Raw genomic sequence first — 21,995 nt, 5'->3', positions numbered from 1 at the left:
CCCGGCTCCCGGCTCCCGGCTCCCGGCTCCCGGCTCCCGGCTCCCGGCTCCCGGCTCCCGGCTCCCGGCTCCCGGCTCCCGGCTCCCGGCTCCCGGCTCCCGGCGTCGCGAGTTTCTTAGTGTAGCCGACACCGTGGGACAATATGGTCAATTGGCATGAAAGTGCGGCCAGTTGGCCGCCGAAGCTCGCCGAGATCGCCAGCTTCGCCGGGAGGCGAACCGCCTGTTCCCAGGGCACCACCGGCACATCGACTCTCGCGAACAACTCGGCGAGACCCGCGCGGAACGCGGAGGACCCGGGAGTCGTCGCGAGGAGCTGCACCCGGAGGTCGTCGTGGAACAGCGGCAGGACGTCCAGGAGCCGCGTCGCCGCGGTGACGTTGTGCACGACGAGCAGCACGGGACGGCTGTCGGCCCGTGTCGCCCACCGAGCCGCGTCGTCCCCGACGGGCACCCGTATCCAGCCGTCCCGCCCCGTGTCCATCCCGCGCCCTCCCGAAGTCGCCGGCTCCTGGGCCGGGTGGTCGGGCAACGATAGTCAATGACCCGCTGGGCCCTCCTCAGCCGCCGAGCGCCTCGCTCACGAACCCCTTCAGTTCGTGGAAGGAGAGCATCCCCGCAGGCCGCACCTGTGTCATGAGCTGGACGGTCAGATCGTTGCGCGGGTCGATCCAGAAGGTCGTACCGCCCGCCCCGCTCCAGCCGTAGGAGCCCTCGCTCTCCGGGGACTCCGTGCGGTCGGCGTCCACGACGACCGAGACGCCGAGGCCGAAGCCGAGGCCCGCGTTGCCCGGCTGGCCGTGGATCGGCTTGCTGCCGAAGGCGTGGAGGTCGGTGGGGAGGTGGTTCGCGGTCATGGTGTCCACGGTCTCGGGGGACAGCAGCCGGACGCCGTCGAGTTCGCCGCGCCGGCGGAGGAACTCCATGAAGCGGTGGTAGTCGCGGGCCGTCCCCACCAGCCCGCCGACGCAGGAGAGCAGGCGCGGGCGCTCGTGCACCGACGGTCCCGGGATGCGGGCGATCGCACCGTCCTCTTTCTCCTCGTACAGGGCGGCCAGCCGGTCCGCCCGCTCTCCTGAGACCCAGAAGCCGGTGTCCGTCATCCCGAGGGGCGCGAAGACCCGTTCGGCGAGGAACTCGTCGAGCGGCCGGCCCGTCACCACCTCGATGAGCCGCCCGACCACGTTGGTCGCGACCGAGTAGTTCCACTCGGTCCCGGGCTCGAACTGCAGCGGCAGACCCGCGTACACCTCGCAGGCCTCGGCGAGGTCCGCGTCCTTCGGTGCCGCGATCTCGACTCCGGCCGCCAGGTAGAGGGCGTCCACCGGGTGGGTGCGGTACGCGCCGATGGTCAGGCCCGCGGTGTGGGTCAGGAGGTGCCGGACCAGGACGGGGCCCTCGGCCGGGCGGGTCCTGATGTCGTCGCCCGCGCCGCTCTCGTAGACCTGGGGGTCGGCGAAGGCGGGCAGGTGGCGGGCGACGGGGTCGTCGAGGTCGAGCAGGCCCTCCTCGTGGAGCATCAGCGCGGCGACGGACGCCACCGGCTTGGTCATCGAGTAGAGCCGCCACACGGTGTCCGCGGTGACCGGGACGCCGGCCTCCCGGTCGCGCAGACCGTACGACGTGAGATGTGCGACCCGGCCGTGACGAGCCACGGAAATGAGGTACCCGGGCAGCAGGCCGTCGTCCACGCGACGGGCGTAGAACCGGTCGAGACGGTCCAGCGCCACCGGATCGAGACCGACCTCGACCGGATCCACTTCTTGCTGCAACTGATCCATGGCTGCCTCCGGCTGACGGTAGAAAACGGGCGGAAATGGATTGGAAGGGGACTGCGGCAAGAGGTCGGCAACGGGGCGGGGAGATCGGAAAGCGCTACGAGAGTAGCCGTGAGGGGGGTGTCCTCCGAATGGATTTCATGGCCACGGCCGGACATGTTCGACGACCTGTGGTCCGGCGCGCCCAGGCGCCGCCGGCCCCCGGGGTACCTCACGGGCGCGCGAGGCGTTCGAAGGGCGAAGGTGTGCGCCAGTGCGCTGAACTGCGGCTCGACCCCGGATCCGTAACCCCGGGGCGTGCGTCATAGGAGTCGAATGGCTGCCCCATGCACGCAGGATCGGCCCGGTCGGATCACGTCACGGAACGTACTGGTCCGATGACTACGCTGCGTGAGGCAACCATTCGCCTGTTCGATTCGTATATCTCCGTGGAAGCCCTGCAAACCTGTCAGGCGACGTGACGCCGGAGCGTCACGATCCGCTTCATCGGGTTCGCACCGAGCAAGGAGAACCGATGCGACCGTTCGCGCTCAACTACGCCCGTCCGGCCCAGCAGTTGGAGGTCAGCGTTCCGTATGCCTATGACTCCAGACTGCAGTTGAACGTGCTCCCGGACGGGCGGCTCGCCGCTCATGACTACGCCGTGTTGCGGGAGTTGGGGGCCACCACCTCCACGGCAGGCTCGAAGACCCACTTCGACGACTGAAGCCGGACCCCTGACGATGACGGTTCTGATCCTGACGTGCGAACAGGATGTGACCGCGGACATGGTGGTGGCCGAACTCGACGGGACCGGGGTTCCGGTCGTCCGCCTCGACCCCGCGGACCTGCCGGGCCCCGTGGCCCTGTCGGGGGAGTACGTGCACGGCGTCTTCCGCGGACACCTGTCCGTCGGGGGCCGGCTGGTGAGCATGAACGGGTTGCGGTCCGTCTGGGTCCGCAGGCCCGGCGTGCCCGCGAGCCGGGTCGCCGAGCCCTCCGACTGGCTGACCGAGGAGTCCGCCCAGGCGCTCTACGGCATGCTGCGCTCCACCGACGCGCGCTGGATGAACCACCCCGACGCGGCCCGGCGGGCCCGGCACAAGCCCTGGCAGCTCCACCTCGCCCAGCTCAGCCGACTGCCCGTACCCGCCACACTGATCACCACGTTCCCGCAGGCCGCGCGTGACTTCGCGGACCGCTTCCCGGACCTGGTGGTCAAGCCTGTCTCGGGCGCGCACCCGCAGGAGCCGCCCAGGGCGGTCCCGACCAGCAGGGTCGCGCCCGACGCGGACTTCGCGGCCGTGGCCTACGGCCCGACCCTGCTCCAACGGCGGGTGGCCAAGCGGGCCGACATCAGGCTGACCTGTGTCGGCGACCGGATCCACGCCGCCCGCAAGGTGGTCGACCCGGACGCCGACCCCGACGAGGTGGACGTACGGTTCGCCACCTCCGACGCTCCCTGGCGCCCCGCCGACGTGCCCTCGTGTGTCGCCGCCGGCGTGGTCACCTATCTCCGGGAGGCCCAACTGGCCTACGGCGCCTTCGACTTCGCCGAGGACGCCGAGGGCATGTGGTGGTTCCTGGAGTGCAACCAGTCCGGCCAGTTCGGTTTCATAGAGATCGACTCGGGCCAGCCCATCGCACGCACGGTCGCCGACTGGCTCTCCGCCCCCGCCCCACCCGCCACTCCGACCAACGGCGGCAGAGCATGGCTGCTGGAGGGCCACTGACACACCGGGACCGGGTCCGACGCGCCCCTTCAGGGGCGCGGGGAACTGCGCGACCAGCCCCCACCGACCCGCGGATCCCTCACCGCCGGCGGAGCGCTCTGGCAGAGCGCTCCGCCGGAAGAGACTAGGGGACCCGCACAGACAACCCACGCCCCGTGAACACCTGCTCCGCACGGACCCCGTCCACGGTCACGCTCGCGAACCGCCCCTGCAGCACCCGACTCTCGATCACAGGAAGAACGGCCCCCCGCCGCGGCCGGTAGGAGCCGTCCAGCCGCACGGCAAGCCGACTGCCCCGGTCGAGCAGTACACGACCACTCACCTTCAGCGCCGGTGCCCGATCCCCGTCGAGCGTTACGTCGAGAACCGTGCCGGACGCCTGGGCGTACACCCCCCGCACGCGAAGCGGCGAAGCAGCCCGCAGCGTCCCGCCCTTGACCCGTACGTCACCACACCCGAGCGCGTCCGCCGAACCGGTCGCGAGGACACCCTCCTCCACCGTGCTGCCGCCGGAGTACTCGTTGTCGCCGGTGAGCGTCAGCGTGCCGCTGCCGCGCTTGACGAGCGCGCCCCGGCCACCGATGTCGTTGCGCCAGGTGTCGGCGGCACCGAAACCACCGGCCGCGCCGTCCAGCGTGACGCGCACATCCGTGTCGAAGGCCCCGTACCCGTCGGCGGCGGCGAAGAGGTTCAGCCGCCCCCACTGCTCGAAGCCGTCCAGCAGGACGTAACCGGCGGGCAGTGCGGTCGTCCGCAGCACCTCGCGCCGCTGGGTGGCCGTGAGGTACGGCAGACGCGTCTCCAGCAGGACCTCCGCGCCCTTCGGCACGGTCATGCGGTCGTGCGAGTGCCGCTTGGGCAGGACGTACGTCAACCGGGGCTCCACCGCTGACCAGTTGGCGGCTCGGTCCGCGTACGGGTCGGTGTCCCGGACCGCCGAGTGCGCGTACGCGTACAGCGTGTCCGCGGTCGTGCCCGTCTTCTCCTGGAAGTACGCGGAGGCCTGGGCGCGTGCTGCCGCCTTGAGGCCGGAGTTCTTCGGGTCGGTGAGCGCCGCCGCCGCGAGGGCCGTGGCGAGGACCCGGCCGCCGACCACGTCCACGGTGTTGTGCATGCCCGCCACGATGCGGGTGTGGGCGAGTTCGGAGGCGCGGGCCACCAGCTCCTGGAACCGCTCCGGGACCGCGTACGCCATCGCCAGCGCCGCCAGATAGAAGGCGTTCGTGTGGCCGCTGGAGAAGCCACCGTCGTCGGCCGGGTCGCTGCCGCGCTGCCTCAGCAGCTGCGGGACGACCACGACGTCGGACTCGTAGACGGGATAGCCCAGTTCGTCGGTCCTCCCCGTGTCGACGACCTCGCTGTCCTCGTTCATGCGCCACGGACGCGGGTACTGGTAGGCGAGCTTGGAGGGGTTGCTCGACGCGAACGGGCCGCGCACGGTGTCGACCAGTTCGGCGACCTTGCCCAGGTCCGAGGTGTGGGAACCGGCACCCAGCGCGGAGCCCGCGGGCGCGTCGGCCGGGAGCGTGTCGTTGATCTTGCCCGCCGGGATGCCGTCCGGCGCCGAGGTGATCCCGGTGACGGCCTTCGCCCCGCTCCGGTAGAGGTCCGCGAGCGGGCCCAGGCCGGCGATCACCGCGTAACTCTGGTGCTGGCGGTCCTGGATGAACGCCGTCCGGGCCTCGGCGTCCGTGCGGCGCCGGGTGACGTGCACGCTGTACCGCACGTTGGCGCGCAGGACCTCGGGCATCAGCGGGGTGCCGGTGTTCCAGGCCGCGCCTGTCTTCCAGATGCGCGCGAAGCCGTCGAGGATGTGCACGGCCGCGTTGGTCTCGGAGGTGAGGTTGCCGATGACGTTCGTGGTGTACGAGTCCACGAAGGCGGCGGACGCGTTGGTGGCGGCCGAGGCCGTGGCGGCGGGCCAGGCCGCCACGGCGGGGCCCGCGACCAGTCCGGCCGAGACGCCCACGGAGGTCCGCAGGAACACACGCCGGTCGATACCGGAGCTGCCACGCGGGGGACGGGGGTGCGCACCGGGCATGGAGGTGCCTCTCCTTCTGGAGTCTTCTGGAGTCACAACGGGAGGAAGGAACTCGACCGTCACGAAAGCGAGAGTGACGGCCTCAAGAGCGATGAACTCGAACTGATCACGTGAGCTGAACCCGGGCCCCTGAACGAGAGTTGAACGCATGGACGCACCCAGGAGCGGTCAACTCAACGGTCCGGGAAAGAGATCGGCCCGGGTCGGTTCACTGAAGCGACCTGGCCAGTGCCACGGCGCCCTCCACCGGCGGTACGCGCAGCGGCCGGGGCCGCGCCGACGGCAGCGCCTCGGCGAGCGCGTCGGTGAACGCCTCGTACAGCGCGGGCTGGACGAGCACCGTGCTGCCCGCCACCACCACGTCGTCCACGGGAACCCCGCGCCCGGCGAGCCGTACGACGAGCGACGCCAGCGCGCGGCCGCCCTCGGCGATCACCCGGCGGGCCAGCGGCGAACCGTCCTCGGCCGCCGCGAACACACTGGGCGCGTGCCGCCCCCACTCGGCGGACGGCTGGGTCGCGCTCTCCAACGCGGCGCCCAGCGCGGGGACTTCGGGAACGCCGAAGGCGGCGATCAGCCGGGCCGCGAGGGCATCCGGCGGATCGCCGCGGTCGTGAGCCGCCCAGAGGGCTCGCGCGGCCTCGCGTACGAGGCCCGCCGAGCCGCCCTCGTCGCCGAGCACCGCACCCCAGCCGCCGACTTGGACGGTGTCGCCGCCAGGCAGTCGTCCCACCGCGACCGAACCGGTGCCGGCGACGAGTCCGACCCCCTTGTCCAGACCGGCGGCGGGTACGAGGAGTTCGGCGTCTCCCACGACGAGGCAGGGGACACCGACAAGAGTGTGGAGTGCGGAGCGGATCTCCTCGCACTGGCGAGGCGTCTCACAGGCGTGCCCGCCGACGGCCACCGCGGCCGGGCGTGCGCCCTGGGGCAACGCCTCGTCGATCAGCGCTGCCAGCCACGCGGCGGCGGACACGGGATCGTGCGGCCGCCATCCCCTGCTCATACGCACGTGATCGGCGACGCTCACACGCACGTCATCGGCGACCGCACTCTGCCCGGGGCCGGGGTTTCCCCCGGCCTCCGCACGGAGATGCGTCTTCGTGCCGCCCACGTCGATGCCGACGGCGATGGGCGTGGAGTCCTGCACGGAGCCTCTTTCGTCGTTGCGCGACACCGCGCATGCGGAGCGAACGGCGGGCGAACCGTGTCTTGGCACGAGCGATCGTGTCTTCGGACGAGTTCTCGGGAAGCCCCGGGACGGGCTTCTGATGAGCGCGGCAGGCGAGTACCGCTTGAGTTCGTTAGGAAGTTAACTAACGAAGTAGGGTGCGTCAAGAGGTACGGACCCGGTGCCGTACAACCATTGCGACCGGACCGCCGCGGCACGACCTGCACGACCTGAGGGAGCCCATGAACCTGAGTGAGAGTGCCCGCGCGGTGTTCGCCGTGCTGGCCGAGGCGGGCACCGCCACCCGCCCCCAATTGGCGGCCGGTGCGCGCCTGTCCAAGCCGACCGTCTCCTCGGCCGTGGCCGAGCTGGAAACCGCCGAACTCGCCACCCACTCCGGCACCGTCTCCGGCGGCACCGGCCGTTCCGCCGCCGTCTACGGGCTCGGGCCGGCCGCCGGCACCGTGCTGGCCGTCGATCTCGGCCCCGCCCAGACCCGGGTGCGGGGCTGCGCCCTGGACGGCACGCTGCTGGCCGAGGGCACCGGCACCAGGCCGGAGGCCGCCGACACCGTACGCAAGGTCCTCGACACGCTGCCGGCCGGAGTCCCGCTGCGCGCCATCGTCGTCGCCGTCGGCGATGTCACCGCACAGGACAGGGAGGGTGCCGGAATGCGCCCCGCGACCGAGAAGGCGGGCCCGGTCTTCGACGCCGTGACCGTCGCGCTGCCGAAGGGTGTCCCCGTGCACCTGGAGAACAACGTCAACTGCGCCGCGCTCGCCGAACTGCACGAGGGGGCCGCCCGCGGCCGCGACACCTTCGGCTATCTGCGGATCGGCGTGGGTATCGGCCTCGGCGTCGTCATCGGCGGCCAGGTGCTGCGCGGGGCGAACGGCGCCGCGGGTGAGGTGGCCCGGCTGCCGTACCCCTGGGACGACGGCCGTGAACCGCGCCACGAGGCACTGGAGGAGCGCATCGGTTCGCCGTCCCTCCTGCGCCGGGCCGCGGAGGCCTGGCAGGGCGCCGACGGCCCGTGTCCCCGTACAGCGGAACGGCTCTTCGCGCTCGCCGAGGAGGGGCATGCGACGGCCTGCGCCGTAGTCGGTCTGCACGCGGCCGAGGTGGGCCGGCTCGCCGCGGCCGTGGCCGCCGTGCTGGACCCGGGACTGATCGTGCTCGGCGGCGGCACCGGCGCGTTTCCGCAGCTCCTGCCCGGTGTACGCGCCGAACTGGGCCGGCTGAGCTGGCCCACGGAAGTGGTCAGCAGCACGGTCGGCGACAGCGGCACGGTGGTGGGCGCCAGCCGTCTCGCCGTGGCCCGTGGACGTCAAACCGTGACCGGTGGTACGGGGGCGAAGCATTGACGGCTTACGTGTAGGTCTGCCAATGTCCGGACAAGCGCTTTCCATAGCCGGTGGGACCCGGCTCTGGATGAGGCGTCCCGCCGTACGTGACGTACGGCAGCCGTGCGAGGGCGCGCTCGTACGACTGCGGCCCGCAGTGGCCGGGGATGCCCGTCCGACAGTGCGCCGCGGCCGGGCGAGGCCGAGCGCAGGAACGCGTACTCCAGGGAAAAGACCCGAGCCGCTCTGTTCGGCCAGGGGATCCGTAACGCACATCCAGGAGGACCCGGTGGGTCACCAGATCTCGCGCAGAACTCTGCTCCGGACCACGAGTGGTATCGCCGTCGCCGGCACGCTCGGCAGCGCGCTCAGCGCCTGCAGCGGAGGAACCGGAGCCGGCAGCACCAGCAGCGACCTGACCATGATTTGGTGGGGCAGCGACGACCGGCACGCGGCCTACAAGAAGGCCCTGGCCGCCTTCCAGAAGAAGAACTCGAAGATCAAGATCCGGGAGACCTACTCCGGCTACGACGGGTACTTCGACAAGTTCAACACCAACATCGCCGGCGGCAGCGCCCCGGACCTGTTGCAGATGGACACCGCCCTGGTCGCGCAGTACGCCCGCAAGGGAGTCCTCGCCCCGATCGACTCCTACGTCGGCAAGTCCCTGGACCTCACCGGCTTCTCCAAGACGCTCCTCGCCGCGGGCACCGTCGACGGCAAGCTGTACGGCGTCCCGTCCGGCATCGGCGTCAACCAGCTCACGGTCAACCGCACCGGCCTGGAGAAGCTCGGCCTGAAGCTGCCCGACCGCGAGTGGACCTGGGCCGATCTGAAGAAGATCTCCCAGGACGTCTACAAGAAGAGCGGCGGCAAGATCTACGGCGTCGACGACGGCGGCGGCTCCACCCTCCAGTGCTTCGAGGTCTTTGCCCGGGAGAAGGGCGAGACGTTCTTCTCCGACGACGGCAAGAAGCTCGGCTTCACCCCCGCCACGCTCCAGGAGTGGTGGGAGTTCTGGGCCGACATGCGCAAGGCCAACGCCTCCCCGCCGCCGGCCATCACCTCGGCCGCGCACAACGACCTCACCAAGAACGCGGTCGTCATAGGCAAGGCCCTGTTCAGCTTCGACTCCGGCATCTACGGCGCGGGCGGCTCCATCACCGACGCGCAGCTGGACTTCCTGCCCACCCCGCAGGGCGACTGGTCCGGCGCCCGCGAGGGCAACTTCGTCAACGGCGGTGTGCTGCTCAGCGCCACCAAGGCCAGCAAGAAGGTCGCCGACTCCGTCAAGATCATGTCGTTCTTCGCGCAGGACGCGACGGCGATCAAGGACATGCAGCTGCTGCGCGGCATCCCGCCGACGGAGAAGGCCCGCAACCTGATCGCCTCGGGCCTGACCCCGACGGACAAGCTGAACATGGAGAACGCCGACTACATCTCCCAGCGTGTCGGGAAGGCGACCAACGCGCTGCCCGCGCCGGTGCCGCCGCCGCAGGGTGCCGACCAGATCTGGGACCTGCTGTTCCAGTCGAACCTCGCGGTGGCCTTCGGCAAGAAGTCGATCAAGGGCCAGCTCGGGGAGTTCTTCGACCAGGCGTCGGGGATTCTGGGCGGCTGACGCTCCGCTGGGGCGCGATCATTCGGCTGCGGGCCGGCTGTGGCTGGTCGCGCCCACGCGGCGGAGCCGCAAATGTCACGGACCCGCGCCCCTTACGGGGCCACGACAGGCCGCCGAGTAGTGCCGCACCACCGCAAGACCGGGAGAGGGCCAGGGAGATGAGTATGACCACCGCGAAGACAGACGAGGTCGTGGAGGAGCAGGCTGCTCCATCGACCCCGTCCGACCAGCGGGAGCGCGACCGTATGCGCCGCCGCCTCGCCAGACGGCGGGGCGGGGGCTGGTGGCCGTACGCCTTCCTGGCCCCCTGGTTCATCGGCCTGTTCGGCCTGACGATCTACCCGATGCTGGACTCGCTGTATCTGTCCTTCACCAACTTCGACCTGCTGACGCCGGCGCAGTGGGTGGGGATGGACAACTACGACAAGATGTTCACCGACGACCCGGTCTTCTGGGACTCGGTGCACGCCACGCTGCTCTACGTGGTCGTCTCGGTGCCGCTGAAGCTGGCGCTCGCGCTCGGCGTGGCGATGCTGCTCAACCGCGACCTGAAGGGCATCGGCCTGTACCGGGCCGCCTTCTATCTCCCGTCGCTGCTCGGCGGAGCGGTCGCGATCGCCATCGTGTGGCGACAGGTCTTCGGCGGCGACGGCCTGTTCAACGACTTCCTCGCCTGGTTCGGCATCAAGGGCCAGGACTGGATCTCCAGCCCCGACACCGCGCTCTACACACTGATCCTGCTGGCCGTCTGGCAGTTCGGCACCCCGATGGTCATCTTCCTCGCCGGTCTGAAGCAGCTGCCGAAGGACGTGTACGAGGCTGCCGCGATCGACGGCGCCTCGCCCGTCACCCGGTTCTTCAGGATCACCCTGCCGCTGCTGACCCCGATCGTCTTCTTCAACGTGGTCCTGCAGATCATCGACGCGTTCAAGACGTTCACCCCCGCCTTCGTCATCAGCAACGGCTCAGGCGGACCGCTCAACTCGACCATGCTGTACTCCCTCTACCTGTACAAGAAGGGCTTCACCGACCTCCAGATGGGATACGCCTCGGCACTCGCCTGGGTGCTGTTCCTGGTCATCGCAGGCTTCACGGCGGTCAACTTCATCGCCAGCCGCTACTGGGTCCACTACGACGACTGACGCCTGAAGTCTGAGCGAGGAGTCCTTCAGCCATGTCCGCCATCACCTCGGCCCCCGCCTCGAAGTCGCCGTTGCAGAAACTGCGTTCGGCCACCGGATCGCGCCGCATCTTCATCCACACCGTGCTCATCGGCGTGGCGATCGTCATGCTCTACCCGCTGCTGTGGATGCTCAGCAGCTCGTTCAAGCCCGACACCCACATCTTCACCCAGCCGGGGCTCATCCCGAGCTCGGTGCGCCCGGAGAACTACTCCGAGGGCTGGAGCGGCTCAGGCAACTCCTTCTCCCTCTACATCACCAACTCGCTGATCGTCACGATCGGCGCGGTGATCGGAAACGTGATCTCCTGCTCGCTGGCCGCCTACGCCTTCGCGCGCTTCGAGTTCCGCGGCAAGAAGATCTGGTTCGGCCTGATGCTCGGCACGCTGATGCTGCCCACCCAGGCCGTGCTGATCCCGCAGTACACGATCTTCTACAACCTGACCTGGATCAACACCTATCTGCCGCTGATCGTGCCGAAGTTCCTCGCGGTGGACGCCTTCTTCATCTTCCTGATGGTCCAGTTCATCCGCTCCATCCCGCGCGAACTCGACCACGCGGCCATGATGGACGGCGCCAACCCCTTCCAGATCTACTGGAAGATCATCCTGCCGCTGATGAAGCCGGCCCTGATCACCACCACGATCTTCACCTTCATCTGGACGTACGACGACTTCCTGCACCAGCTCGTCTACCTCCAGCAGAACGACAAGTTCACCGTCCCCCTCGGCCTGACCCTGTTCATGGACCAGACGAGCGGCTCCTCCTACGGTGCGATGTTCGCCATGTCGACGCTTGCCCTCCTGCCCACGCTCATCTGCTTCCTCATCTTCCAGAAGAGGCTGGTAGAAGGCTTGGCGACCTCGGGCATGAAGGGCTGATCCCGTGCATCTTCCCCACCAGCGCGGCCAGTTGCACCACCTCCCCGACGACCCGGCCGCGTACGACGTCGTGCTGGCTGCCGTCACGGAGACGGCCCTGACCCGGCTCACCCCCGAGGGCAACCTCGAGAACCCGGCCGCCGTCGACGACATCGGCGACACCTCGCTCGGCATCACGTCCCTGCTCGCACTCGCCTGGCACCGCACCAAGGACCCACGGCTGCCCGAGGCGGTCCGCCGCAGCCTCGCCTTCCACCTGAACTCGCGCGTCTACACCGAGGACAACCCCGGCTACCCGAACCTGACGGCACGCAACTCCCGCCTGCCGTACGCCCGTTACACGCTGGAAGCGGGCGCGCACCCCATCGGCGACTGGCCGAGCACGGTGTGGGCGCTGCTCCAGGCCGTCAACGTCCTCGACGCGGCGGACGGGCTCGTCGAGGAGGACCAGTACCGCGAACTCCTGGACGTCGCGGGCGGATACTGGCGCTGGCTCACCGAGGCCACCTTCTTCAACCCGCAGGACGCGGCGAACCAGGCCATCGGCTGCGTGGTCGGCGGCCTGATGCTCGCCCGCCATCTCCCGCCCGAGGAGGGCGAGTCAGTCCGGCAGCGCGCTCTGCGGCTGTACGCCGACGAGATCCGAGCCCGGCGGGTACGGGACCGGGGCGCGCCCCTGCCGCCGGAGCACGGCGGCGCCTACGACAACAACTACGGGCCGATCTCCCTGTCCTTCCTCGCGCAGGCCCACCGGGTCAGCGGCGAGGAGGTCTTCGCGGAGGACGGCGACACGCTCGCCCGGTACATCGACGCGCGGATCTGCGGGAGCGGCTTCGACATGGGCGGGCCGCGCTACAGCGAGCAGCACTCCGCCTTCGAATCCGTCCTCGGGCTGCGGTACTTCGGCCATCGCATCGGCGCCGACATCGGCCGCTACGCCGGTGACTCGCGCTGGGCCCGGCACGCGGTCGGGGCCGACGGCGGCGTGGACGGGCACTTCGCGTTCATGCTCGTCTGGCAGATCCAGGACACCACGAGCTGGCATCGCACGCCGAGCATGGCGCCAGACCGCCACCAACTGCGGTCCGGCACTGTCACCGTGTCGTTCGACGACCGGATGACGCCCTCCGTGATCGAGGTCGGCGGCACGGCTCTCGTGGCCGCCGCCGTCAACCGGCAGCACGGATTCGGGCCCGTGACGGACGACTTCCTGCTGTGCCGCCCGATGGGGGCCGTGCGGGTGGCGGACCAGCGTGTCGGCGGGCTCGCGGCCAAGCTCGTGAGCAAACCCGTCGTCGGACGTGACCATGTTCTACGCCATCTCCAGTCGCTGTACGTCACGGACGGCTCGCGGCTGTGGATGACCGTGGTCGTCGAACAGCTGGGCGGGGAGCGGTACTTGCTCGCCGGGATGCCGTATGTCGCCGCGGACGGCGACCGGTTCCGTCGGGTGGGAGACTTTCCGCTCGTCGCTGCCGCCGGTGAGCTGCGTCTGACGCACCCTCCGGAGGGGAGCCCGGACTCCTTTGACGCCCGGGGTGAACTCACCCAGCAGCAGGCCGCGTTCGCGTTGGCGGCCGATCCGCGTGGGTACGGTGACCCTGATGCCGGGTGGCGGCACGTGCGGGCCACGAGCGCGGTGGAGGTGGGGCCCGCGCCGGGTGCGCCGGAGGGGCTTGACGTCTTCGCGGTGCGTTATGGGTTGTCGGCCGCCGAGCCGCTGACCGTGGTCTGTGAGTGGTCGGGGGAGGGGCTGGTGTTGCGTACGGGTTCCTTCACGGCGGTGCTCGGCGAAGCCGACGGGCGCGGCGAGCCGCGGCTCACGTTGACTGCCGCGGGGGCCTGACGGGCCCGGGCGTTCCGGAGGGATTTCGCCCCCGCCGCCCCTACCCATTCCCGTCCTTCTGGGGCTCCGCCCCAGACCCCGTGGGGTTGCGTTGTCGGGTGCGGGTCCGGATGTGGCTGGTCGCGCAGTTCCCCGCGCCCCTAGGTTTTTAGGGGCGCGGGGAACTGCGCAGTCTTTTGGGGGTTCGGGGGCGGAGCCCCTGAGTCAGTGACGGGAATGGGTAGGGGCGGCGGGGGCGAGAGAATGGGGTCAGGCAGACACCCGCTCGCGATTCGGGGACTCATGGGGTGCCCGCTCGCCGAGGCGTTCCGTCGGCACCTTGTGCGTCTCGCGGGCCGTGAGCGCGGCGATCACCGGCGGGACACACAGCGCGGCGGTGAACAGGGCCACCGACGCCCAGTCGTCGCCGTCCGGCCCCGCGATCTGCGCGGCGAAGGTCACCGCGAACCCTGCGATCGCGAAGCCGATTTGCGTGCCGATGGCCATGCCCGAGAGACGGACCCGGGTGGAGAACATCTCGCCGTAGAAGGACGGCCAGACCCCGTTCGCGGCGCTGTAGACGACACCAAAGGTGACGATGCCGAGGACCAGGACCAACGGGTACGAGCCCGTGGAGATCGCCCACAGATAGGCGACCATCAGCACGCCACTGCCCGCGGCGCCGATCAGGAAGACGGGGCGCCGGCCGATGCGGTCGGACAGGGTGGCCCAGAGGGGGATGGCGCCCAGGGCGACCAGGTTGGCGAGCGCGCCCACCCACAGCATCGACGTACGGTCCATGCCGACCGAGTCGCTGGTCGCGTACGACAGTGCCCACACCGTGAAGATCGTGCTGACCGAGGCGACGAGCGCGGCGGCGACCACCCTGAGGACGTCCGCCCAGTGGTCCCGCAGCAGCACGGCGAGCGGCATCTTCGCGACGCCCTCGGTGGCGGCCTGCTGGGTGAAGGTCGGAGTCTCTTCGAGGGTGCGGCGAATGACGTAGCCGACGACGGCGACCGCGATGCTCATCCAGAACGGGACCCGCCAGCCCCAGGAGAGCAGCTGGTCCTCGGGGAGCGCGGCGACCGGGATGAACACCAGCGTGGCGAGGAGCTGGCCGCCCTGAGTGCCGCTGAGCGTGAAGCTGGTGAAGAAGCCGCGTTTGTTCGGTGGCGCGTGCTCCAGTGACATGGAGTTCGCGCTGGCCTGTTCGCCGGCGGCCGAGATGCCCTGAAGGACACGGCAGATCACCAGGAGCACCGGGGCCAGTGTGCCGACCTGGTCACGCGTCGGCAGACAGCCGATGAGGAACGTCGAGAGCCCCATCAGGATCAACGTGAAGACCATGATCTTCTTGCGGCCGACCTTGTCGCCGAAGTGGCCGAGGAACAGCGCGCCGACCGGCCTGGCCGCGTACGCGACACCGAACGTGGCCAGTGACAGCAGCGTCGCGGTGGCCGGGTCCGACTCGTCGAAGAAGACCTCGGGGAAGATCAGCGCCGCCGCGCTGCCGTAGATGAAGAAGTCGTAGTACTCCAGCGCGCTGCCGATCCAGGCGGCCGTCGCAGCCTTCTTCGGCTGGCCGGGTGGCGCGTCGAGGGGCCCTGCGGGGACGGACACGGCTTGCTCCTTCGGGGGAACTCCAACGTAAGCGGAGTGAGCGGAGGGGGAGAAGTGCCGGATCCCTGGGGTGACGGGGCGGCCGTGCCGGGTGCGACCCGGTTAATTAACCCACTGGATAGTTAGTAGCGGTTGGCTACGGATGTTGCGCTCACGTTTCCCGGGTGTCAAGAGGTCGTACCGAAGGATCTTGCGGTGCCCGGTCGACGCCCTGCCTGCACCCCGCCTGCGTCGCGCCGCGTCCCTCAGTCCGCCGAGCGGTCCGCCGTCAGATAGGCGATGACCATGTCGCCCAGCATGTTCCGGTAGTGCTCGCGCTGGGCGGGGTCGACCAGGTCGCGGCCGAACAGGGCCCCGAAGGTGTGCCGGTTGGCGACCCGGAAGAAGCAGAACGAACTGATCATCGCGTGCAGGTCGACGGCGTCCACGTCGGCCGTGAAGAGGCCCGACTCCTGCCCCGACTCCAGGATGCGGTGGATCACGTCCAGGGCGGGCGAACCGATCTTGCCGAGCTTCTCGGAGGCGGCGATGTGCTCGGCCCCGTGGATGTTCTCGATGCTGACCAGGCGGATGAAGTCGGGGTGCGCCTCGTGGTGGTCGAAGGTCAGCTCGGCCAGCCGCCGGATCGCCGCGACCGGGTCCAGGTGCTCCACGTCGAGCCCCTGCTCGGCCTGGCGGATGACGGTGTACGCGCGTTCCAGTACGGCGGTGAACAGCTGGTCCTTGCCGCCGAAGTAGTAGTAGATCATCCGCTTCGTGGTCCGGGTGCGGGCGGCGATCTCGTCGACCCTGGCCCCGTCGTAGCCGGCCCGGGCGAACTCGTGCGTGGCGACGTCGAGGATCTCGGCCTGGGTGCGGGCGGCGTCACGGATGCGCCCGTTCGGTCGTGCCGGTTCTTCGACGCTGGTCATCGGGCTTCCTTCGGGCGAGGGGCGTGTGCCCGAGATTCTAGAAGCAGGCCTCCACGCACGGTTCCGGGTTACAGGCCGGGTTACGGGCGGGGTCTTCCCGTGACCCGGGGATGCTGGTATAGCTAACGTACTAGTTCGTACATTAGTGAGCCGCTCTGGAGGTCCGTCGTGGTCGCCCTGGTCAAGGACTCGTATCTCGTCGGACTGATCGGCGCCGGGATCGGCCCGTCGCTCAGCCCGGCACTCCACGAGCGGGAGGCCGACCGGCAGGGCCTGCGCTATCTGTACCGGCTGATCGACATCGACACGCTCGGCGTCGGGCCGGAGGCGGTGGGGGACCTCGTACGCGCCGCCCGCGACCTGGGCTTCGACGGGCTGAACATCACGCATCCCTGCAAGCAGCTCGTCATCGAGCATCTGGACGCGCTCGCGCCGCAGGCCGAGGCGCTCGGCGCGGTGAACACCGTCGTCTTCGAGGGCGGACGTGCGGTCGGGCACAACACCGATGTCACCGGGTTCGCCGCCTCGTTCGCCCGCGGGCTGCCGGATGCCCAGCTGGAGCGGGTCGTGCAGTTGGGCGCGGGGGGAGCCGGGGCGGCCGTCGCGCACGCCATGCTCACGCTCGGGGCCGGGCACGTCACCGTCGTGGACGCCCTGCCGGACCGGTCGGCGGACCTGGCCGCCTCGCTGAACGCCCACTTCGGTGCGGGGCGGGCCGCTGCCGCGGGCCCGGAGCGGTTGGCGGCGCTGCTCGGCGGTGCGGACGGCATCGTGCATGCCACGCCGACGGGGATGGCCGCGCATCCGGGGCTGCCGCTTCCCGGTGAGTTGTTGCATCCCGGGTTGTGGGTGGCCGAGGTGGTGTACCGGCCGTTGGAGACCGAGTTGTTGCGTGCCGCTCGGGGGGTGGGGTGTGCGGTGCTCGATGGTGGGGGGATGGCTGTTTTTCAGGCCGCGGACGCGTTTCGGCTGTTCACGGGGCGGGAGCCGGACGCTTCGCGGATGTTGGCCGATATTGCGGAGTTGGCCGCTGTGACTGGGGCCGCCGGGGCCGCGGGGGCGCGGAGTTGAGGGCGCCTTGGGGGTGGGGTGGCTTGGGGTGTGGGGCGGGTGCGGGCCCGTGGGGGTTGATCGCGCAGTTCCCCGCGCCCCTTGAGGGGCGCCTGCCCTCGACTCGTTCATAGAGGTTCAGCACCGAAGGAGTCCGTCATGCGTACGTCCATTGCCACCGTCTCTCTCAGTGGGGCCCTTACCGAGAAGCTCACGGCCGCGGCGCGGGCGGGCTTCGACGGGGTCGAGATCTTCGAGAACGATCTGCTCGCCAGCCCTCTGACGCCGGAGGAAGTGCGGGCCCGCTGTGCCGATCTCGGGCTGGGTATCGATCTCTATCAGCCGATGCGTGACATCGAGGCGGTGCCGGCGGAGGAGTTCCGGCGGAATCTGCGGCGGGCCGAGCACAAGTTCCGGCTGATGGAGCGGCTCGGGGCCGACACCGTGCTGGTGTGCTCCAGTGTGTCGCCGCTCGCCGAGGACGACGACGCGCTGGCCGCGTTCCAGTTGCGACGGCTTGCCGAACTGGCCGAGGGTTTTGGCATCCGGGTCGCGTACGAGGCGCTGGCGTGGGGGCGGCACGTCAGTACGTACGACCATGCCTGGCGCATCGTCGAGGCGGCCGACCATCCCGCGCTCGGGACGTGCCTGGACAGTTTTCACATCCTGGCCCGCGGTTCCGACCCCAAGGGAATCGAGGACATTCCCGGGGAGAAGATCTTCTTCCTGCAGCTGGCCGACGCGCCGCTGATGGCGATGGACGTGCTGCAGTGGAGCCGGCACTACCGCTGTTTCCCCGGGCAGGGCGGCTTCGACGTCGCCGGGCTCGTCGGGCATGTGATGCGTGCCGGATACGAAGGGCCGCTCTCGCTGGAGGTGTTCAACGACGTGTTCCGGCAGGCGGAGGCCGGGCCGACCGCCGTCGACGCGTTGCGTTCGCTGCTCGTGCTGCAGGAGAGCGTCGGCCTCACCGAGCCGCCCGCTCCTGTCGTACCGACCGGTGTCGCCTTCGCGGAACTGGTCACCCCCGACGTCGAACCGCTGTCGGAGATCCTCGAAGCGCTCGGCTTCGCCCGCACCGCCCGGCACCGCAGCAAGCCGGTCGACCTGTGGCAGCAGGGCGAGGCGCGGCTGCTGCTCAACACGGGTCCGGCCGCACGACGGGACGGTACCCAGCTGGCCGCCGTCGGTCTGGAGTCGCCGGATCCGGCGGGCGCGGCCCGGCGGGCCGAGGCACTGCTCGCTCCTGTGCTGCCGCGCCGCCGTGCCGCCGAGGACGCCCCGCTGGAAGCGGTCGCCGCACCCGACGGCACGGAACTCTTCTTCTGCGCCACGGACCGCCCCGAACTGCCCAGCTGGACCGGTGACTTCGAGCCCGTCGCGCACAAGTCGCCCGTCGCCGGGGGCATACACCGCATCGACCACCTGGCCCTCACCCAGCCCTGGCACCAGTTCGACGAGGCGGCCCTCTTCCATCACAGCGTCCTCGGGCTCGGCGCGCAGGAGAGCGTGGACGTCGCCGACCCGTACGGACTGCTGCGCAGCCGTGCCGTCACCAACGCCGACGGCAGTGTGCGGATCGCCCTCGGTGTCGGTGCGGCCCCGAGCGCCGACGAGGGCGGCCGCGCCCAGCACATCGCCCTCGCGACCGGCGACATCGTCACCGCGGCCCGCCGGTTCCGGGACGCGGGCGGCCGCCTGCTGCCGATCCCCGCGAACTACTACGACGACCTCGCGGCCAAGTACGAGCTGGCCGACGACGAGCTGGAGACGTACCGCGAACTCGGCATCCTCTACGACCGGGACGTGAACGGCGCCTTCCGTCACTGCTACACGGAGACGATCGGCCGCCTCTTCTTCGAACTGGTCCAGCGCGATGTGGGCTACCGCGGTTACGGCGCGCAGAACGCCCCTGTGCGGCTGGCCGCCCAGCACGTACGGCGGCCGGTGCGCTGACTCCACACCGCGGTACCTTTTCTCACCGGATTCTCAACCTCCGCCAGGCCGGGCCCGATTGCGGGCCCGGCCTGCGACATGCCACAACACCGAGGATCGGGGGTGTGCAAGGAGGCGGACATTACCCATGGGTTGACATTGAAACCTCAAGAGCCGCCGCTATCATCACTCCACTACGGAGCGACCGTCCGCCGACCACCACCACGGCTGCACGGCATCGGCCACACCTCCCACTTACACCTGGCGCGGTCGGGCATGCCCGCACGCACTTCGTGCAGGACGGAAAGCAGCGCATCCATGGGCAACAACAAGGGCAGAGGGCTCCAGGCCAATGCTCTCGGCACGTTCGACACGGTCGTGATGGCGATCGCCGGCAGTGCCCCGGCGTACTCGCTCGCCGCGACCACCGCGGTCCTCGTCGGCGCGGTGGGCCTGGCCAGCCCCGCGGCGCTGTTGTACTGCGCGATACCGATGCTGGGCATAGCCCTGGCCTTCAGTTATCTCAGCCGGATCGACACCAACGCGGGCGCCAGCTACTCCTGGGTCGGCCGCACGCTCCACCCCTTCCTCGGCTTCATCAGCGGCTGGGCGCTGGTCATCTCGGCCACCATCTTCATGGTCGCCGGTTCGCTGCCCGCCGGTTCGATGACGCTGTCCCTCTTCGACGAGGGGCTCGCGGACAACACGGCCCTGGCCACCCTGGTCGGCGCGGCCTGGTTCATCGCCATGCTGCTCGTCGTGCTGGGCGGCGCCCGGCTCACCGTCCGCGCCCAGCTGATCATGTCCGGTGTCGAGCTCGCCATCCTGGCCCTCTTCGCCGTCGGCGCCGTGCTCCACAACGACAACGCCCGGCCCTTCGACTGGTCATGGCTCGGCTTCAGCCACTTCGACGGGGTGAGCGGCTTCGCGTCCGGCGCCCTCATCGCCGCCTTCTACTACTGGGGCTGGGACGTCACCTCCAACCTCAGCGAGGAGACCAAGGACAGCCGCCGCACCACGGGTCTCGCGGGCCTGATCGGCGTGGGCATCGTCTTCCTCCTCTTCGAGGCCTTCACCATCGCGGTGAACGTCATCCTCTCCTCGCAGCAGATCCAGGAGAACGACGCCAACGTCCTCGCGGTGCTCGGTGAGGAGATCTGGCCGGGCTGGGGCGGCAAGCTGCTCATCGTCTCCGTGATGCTGTCCACCATCGCCACCCTGGAGACCACGCTCATCCAGGTCACACGCTCGCTGTTCGCGATGGGCCGCGACCACACGATGCCCAGCGCCCTGGGCAAGGTGCACCGCACCTGGAACACCCCGTACGTCGCCATCACCGTGGTCGGCGCCGTGGCACTGCTGATGCTGGTGGCGTCCAACGCCCTCGGCAGCGTCGGCGACATCCTGGAGAACGCCATCGCCGCGATCGGCCTCCAGATCGCCGTGTACTACGGCCTCGCGGGTCTCGCGGTCGTCGTCGCCTACCGCAAGATGCTGCTGAAGTCGCCGTCCAACTTCCTCTTCGGCGGGCTGTGGCCGTTCCTCGGCGCCCTGTTCATGTTCTGGATCTTCATCGAGTCACTGAGCGATCTGAGCAACGCCTCGATCGCCATCGGCATCGGTGGCCTGGCCGTCGGACTCGTCCCGATGCTCTGGTACTGGCGCCAGGGCAGCGACTACTACCGGCCGGCGGACCTGGACGCCAGCGACGTCGTCGAGACGGACTACATACCCGACGGCTACACCGCCGCCGAGGCGGAACGTTCCCGCGTCCACGAGGGTCTCCCCACCGACTTCTGAGAGGGCCCCGATGGCGAGAGACCGCTTCAAGCCCGAATTCGACCCCGACTGCGGGGACGCGCCCCTCACCTCCGCCAAACAGGACATCGTCATCGGCCGCTGGCAGGGGCTCCGGCAGCTGCTGGGGGCCACCGGTCCCGCGTGGCTGTCGCGGGGCCACCGGATGCGACTGCTCGCGCAGGCCTGCGCGAGCACCTCGACGGCCGAGTCCTGGCTGGCCGCCGAGCCCCACAGCGGCGACGCGCTGGTGCTGCGGGCCGCGACCGAGACGGCACGGGCCTTCAACCTGGCCATCGCCGCGGGCCGGGGCGTCCCCATCGACCAGAACCGCGTCGACGCCGCGGTCATGGCCTGCCTCCAGGCCACCGAGGCGTACGTCGACGACCCGACGCCGTGGATCTCGCTCATCGCCGTCGCCCGGCTCTATCCCACCGGGGTGCGCCGTCAGGAACTGGGGCGCTGGTGGGACGAGTTGCACGCGCGCGACCCGTACAGCGTGGAGGGGCACCTCCAGGTGCTGCACTACTACTCGGCTCGCTGGCACGGGACGCACGGGGTGATGTACGACTTCGCCCGGGACGCGGCCGGGGTGGCTCCGCCGGGGTGCGCGTTGCCTGTTCTCGTGCAGTACGCCCGGGTCGAGGAGTTCCGGTACATCCTGGAGGGGGCGAAGGGGCAGCAGGGGTCTCTGACCGGGGTCAGCCAGCACTGGAACAACGACGGGGCCGTCAGTGATGTGCGGCGTACGTGGCAGCGGTGGATCACGGGGCGCTCCGAGGCCCCCGTCGAGCCGGGAGAAATCCACCAGCTCAACCACCTCACGCATGCCGCGTGTCACGCCGGGGTGCCGGACATCACCGCCTCGCTGTTCCGGCTCCTCGGCCGGCGCGCCACGCGTACGCCGTGGTCCTACACGGGCGACCCAGAGAAACAGCTCACCAGATGGCACAACAACCCGAAGCACCGCGCGTGAGCCGTCGCGGGGTTTTTCGCCCCCGCCGCCCCTACCCATTCCCGTCACTAACTCAGGGGCTCCGCCCCCGAACCCCCAAAAGACTGCGCAGTTCCCCGCGCCCCTAAGGTCTTTAGGGGCGCGGGGAACTGCGCGACAAGCCCCCACCGG

The 21,995-nt window shown here is 70.0% G+C and carries 16 protein-coding genes and 1 pseudogene; 11 read left to right on the top strand and 6 right to left on the bottom strand.

The annotated features are described in order from the left end of the window. Both ACIBEI_RS48520 and ACIBEI_RS48515 read right to left on the bottom strand, forming a co-directional pair. A pseudogene (locus ACIBEI_RS48520) lies at positions 1-484 on the bottom strand (hypothetical protein); the annotation flags it as partial. Positions 485-560: 76 nt separating this feature from the next. Next, positions 561-1,781: a serine hydrolase domain-containing protein gene (locus tag ACIBEI_RS48515; RefSeq protein WP_398897850.1), complete on the bottom strand. Its 1,221-nt coding sequence runs from the start codon at positions 1,779-1,781 to the stop codon at positions 561-563. A 511-nt stretch (positions 1,782-2,292) separates the two neighbouring features. Here ACIBEI_RS48515 and tgmA point away from each other — a divergent pair. Both tgmA and tgmB read left to right on the top strand, forming a co-directional pair. Then, positions 2,293-2,484: a putative ATP-grasp-modified RiPP gene (gene tgmA / locus ACIBEI_RS48510; RefSeq protein WP_033325990.1), complete on the top strand. Its 192-nt coding sequence runs from the start codon at positions 2,293-2,295 to the stop codon at positions 2,482-2,484. Positions 2,485-2,500: 16 nt separating this feature from the next. Beyond that, positions 2,501-3,490 (top strand): ATP-grasp ribosomal peptide maturase, encoded by a 990-nt coding sequence (gene tgmB, locus ACIBEI_RS48505; RefSeq protein ID WP_398897849.1) that lies wholly within the window; start codon positions 2,501-2,503, stop codon positions 3,488-3,490. A gap of 124 nt (positions 3,491-3,614) precedes the next feature. Here the strand turns inward: tgmB and ACIBEI_RS48500 are convergent, their stop codons facing one another. Both ACIBEI_RS48500 and ACIBEI_RS48495 read right to left on the bottom strand, forming a co-directional pair. Beyond that, positions 3,615-5,531 (bottom strand): phosphatase PAP2 family protein, encoded by a 1,917-nt coding sequence (locus ACIBEI_RS48500; protein WP_398897847.1) that lies wholly within the window; start codon positions 5,529-5,531, stop codon positions 3,615-3,617. Between the two features lie 208 nt (positions 5,532-5,739). Further along, a complete protein-coding gene (locus ACIBEI_RS48495) occupies positions 5,740-6,681 on the bottom strand; it encodes an N-acetylglucosamine kinase (protein WP_398897845.1) in 942 nt (313 codons plus the stop codon). A 263-nt stretch (positions 6,682-6,944) separates the two neighbouring features. Here ACIBEI_RS48495 and ACIBEI_RS48490 point away from each other — a divergent pair, with 263 nt between their 5' ends. The 5 genes from ACIBEI_RS48490 (at position 6,945) to ACIBEI_RS48470 (ending at position 13,574) form a co-directional block, all read left to right on the top strand. Further along, positions 6,945-8,066, top strand: coding sequence for an ROK family protein (locus ACIBEI_RS48490; RefSeq protein ID WP_398897843.1), 1,122 nt, complete (start codon positions 6,945-6,947; stop codon positions 8,064-8,066). A 268-nt stretch (positions 8,067-8,334) separates the two neighbouring features. After that, positions 8,335-9,666: an ABC transporter substrate-binding protein gene (locus ACIBEI_RS48485; protein ID WP_398897841.1), complete on the top strand. Its 1,332-nt coding sequence runs from the start codon at positions 8,335-8,337 to the stop codon at positions 9,664-9,666. A 164-nt stretch (positions 9,667-9,830) separates the two neighbouring features. Further along, positions 9,831-10,808: a carbohydrate ABC transporter permease gene (locus ACIBEI_RS48480; protein ID WP_398897840.1), complete on the top strand. Its 978-nt coding sequence runs from the start codon at positions 9,831-9,833 to the stop codon at positions 10,806-10,808. A 32-nt stretch (positions 10,809-10,840) separates the two neighbouring features. Further along, positions 10,841-11,728: a carbohydrate ABC transporter permease gene (locus ACIBEI_RS48475; protein WP_398897839.1), complete on the top strand. Its 888-nt coding sequence runs from the start codon at positions 10,841-10,843 to the stop codon at positions 11,726-11,728. 4 nt (positions 11,729-11,732) lie between these two features. Next, on the top strand, positions 11,733-13,574 hold the full coding sequence (locus ACIBEI_RS48470; RefSeq protein ID WP_398897838.1) for a hypothetical protein: 1,842 nt from the start codon (positions 11,733-11,735) through the stop codon (positions 13,572-13,574). 249 nt (positions 13,575-13,823) lie between these two features. Here ACIBEI_RS48470 and ACIBEI_RS48465 read toward each other — a convergent pair whose 3' ends face one another. Next, the gene (locus tag ACIBEI_RS48465; protein WP_398897836.1) at positions 13,824-15,176 is read right to left on the bottom strand and encodes an MFS transporter; all 1,353 of its coding nucleotides are present in this window, start codon (positions 15,174-15,176) and stop codon (positions 13,824-13,826) included. Between the two features lie 245 nt (positions 15,177-15,421). Beyond that, on the bottom strand, positions 15,422-16,087 hold the full coding sequence (locus ACIBEI_RS48460; protein WP_398897834.1) for a TetR/AcrR family transcriptional regulator: 666 nt from the start codon (positions 16,085-16,087) through the stop codon (positions 15,422-15,424). 177 nt (positions 16,088-16,264) lie between these two features. Between ACIBEI_RS48460 and ACIBEI_RS48455 the strand changes: the two genes are divergently transcribed. The 4 genes from ACIBEI_RS48455 (at position 16,265) to ACIBEI_RS48440 (ending at position 21,845) form a co-directional block, all read left to right on the top strand. Then, entirely contained in the window at positions 16,265-17,158 is an 894-nt protein-coding gene (locus ACIBEI_RS48455) for a shikimate dehydrogenase (protein ID WP_398897863.1), read from the top strand. A gap of 138 nt (positions 17,159-17,296) precedes the next feature. Then, complete coding sequence (locus ACIBEI_RS48450) at positions 17,297-19,093, top strand: bifunctional sugar phosphate isomerase/epimerase/4-hydroxyphenylpyruvate dioxygenase family protein (protein ID WP_398897833.1); 1,797 nt, start codon at positions 17,297-17,299, stop codon at positions 19,091-19,093. 297 nt (positions 19,094-19,390) lie between these two features. Next, positions 19,391-20,872 carry an APC family permease gene (locus tag ACIBEI_RS48445; protein ID WP_398897831.1) on the top strand — a complete coding sequence of 494 codons (1,482 nt, stop codon included), beginning with the start codon at positions 19,391-19,393 and terminating at the stop codon, positions 20,870-20,872. Positions 20,873-20,882: 10 nt separating this feature from the next. Then, positions 20,883-21,845 carry a hypothetical protein gene (locus ACIBEI_RS48440; protein WP_398897829.1) on the top strand — a complete coding sequence of 321 codons (963 nt, stop codon included), beginning with the start codon at positions 20,883-20,885 and terminating at the stop codon, positions 21,843-21,845. Positions 21,846-21,995 lie beyond the last annotated feature (150 nt).

The sequence above is a fragment of the Streptomyces sp. NPDC050988 genome (assembly GCF_044456225.1).
Classification (GTDB): domain Bacteria; phylum Actinomycetota; class Actinomycetes; order Streptomycetales; family Streptomycetaceae; genus Streptomyces.
The sequence above is the reverse complement of the archived record's forward strand: the minus strand, read 5'-3'. Positions and strand labels throughout refer to the sequence as shown.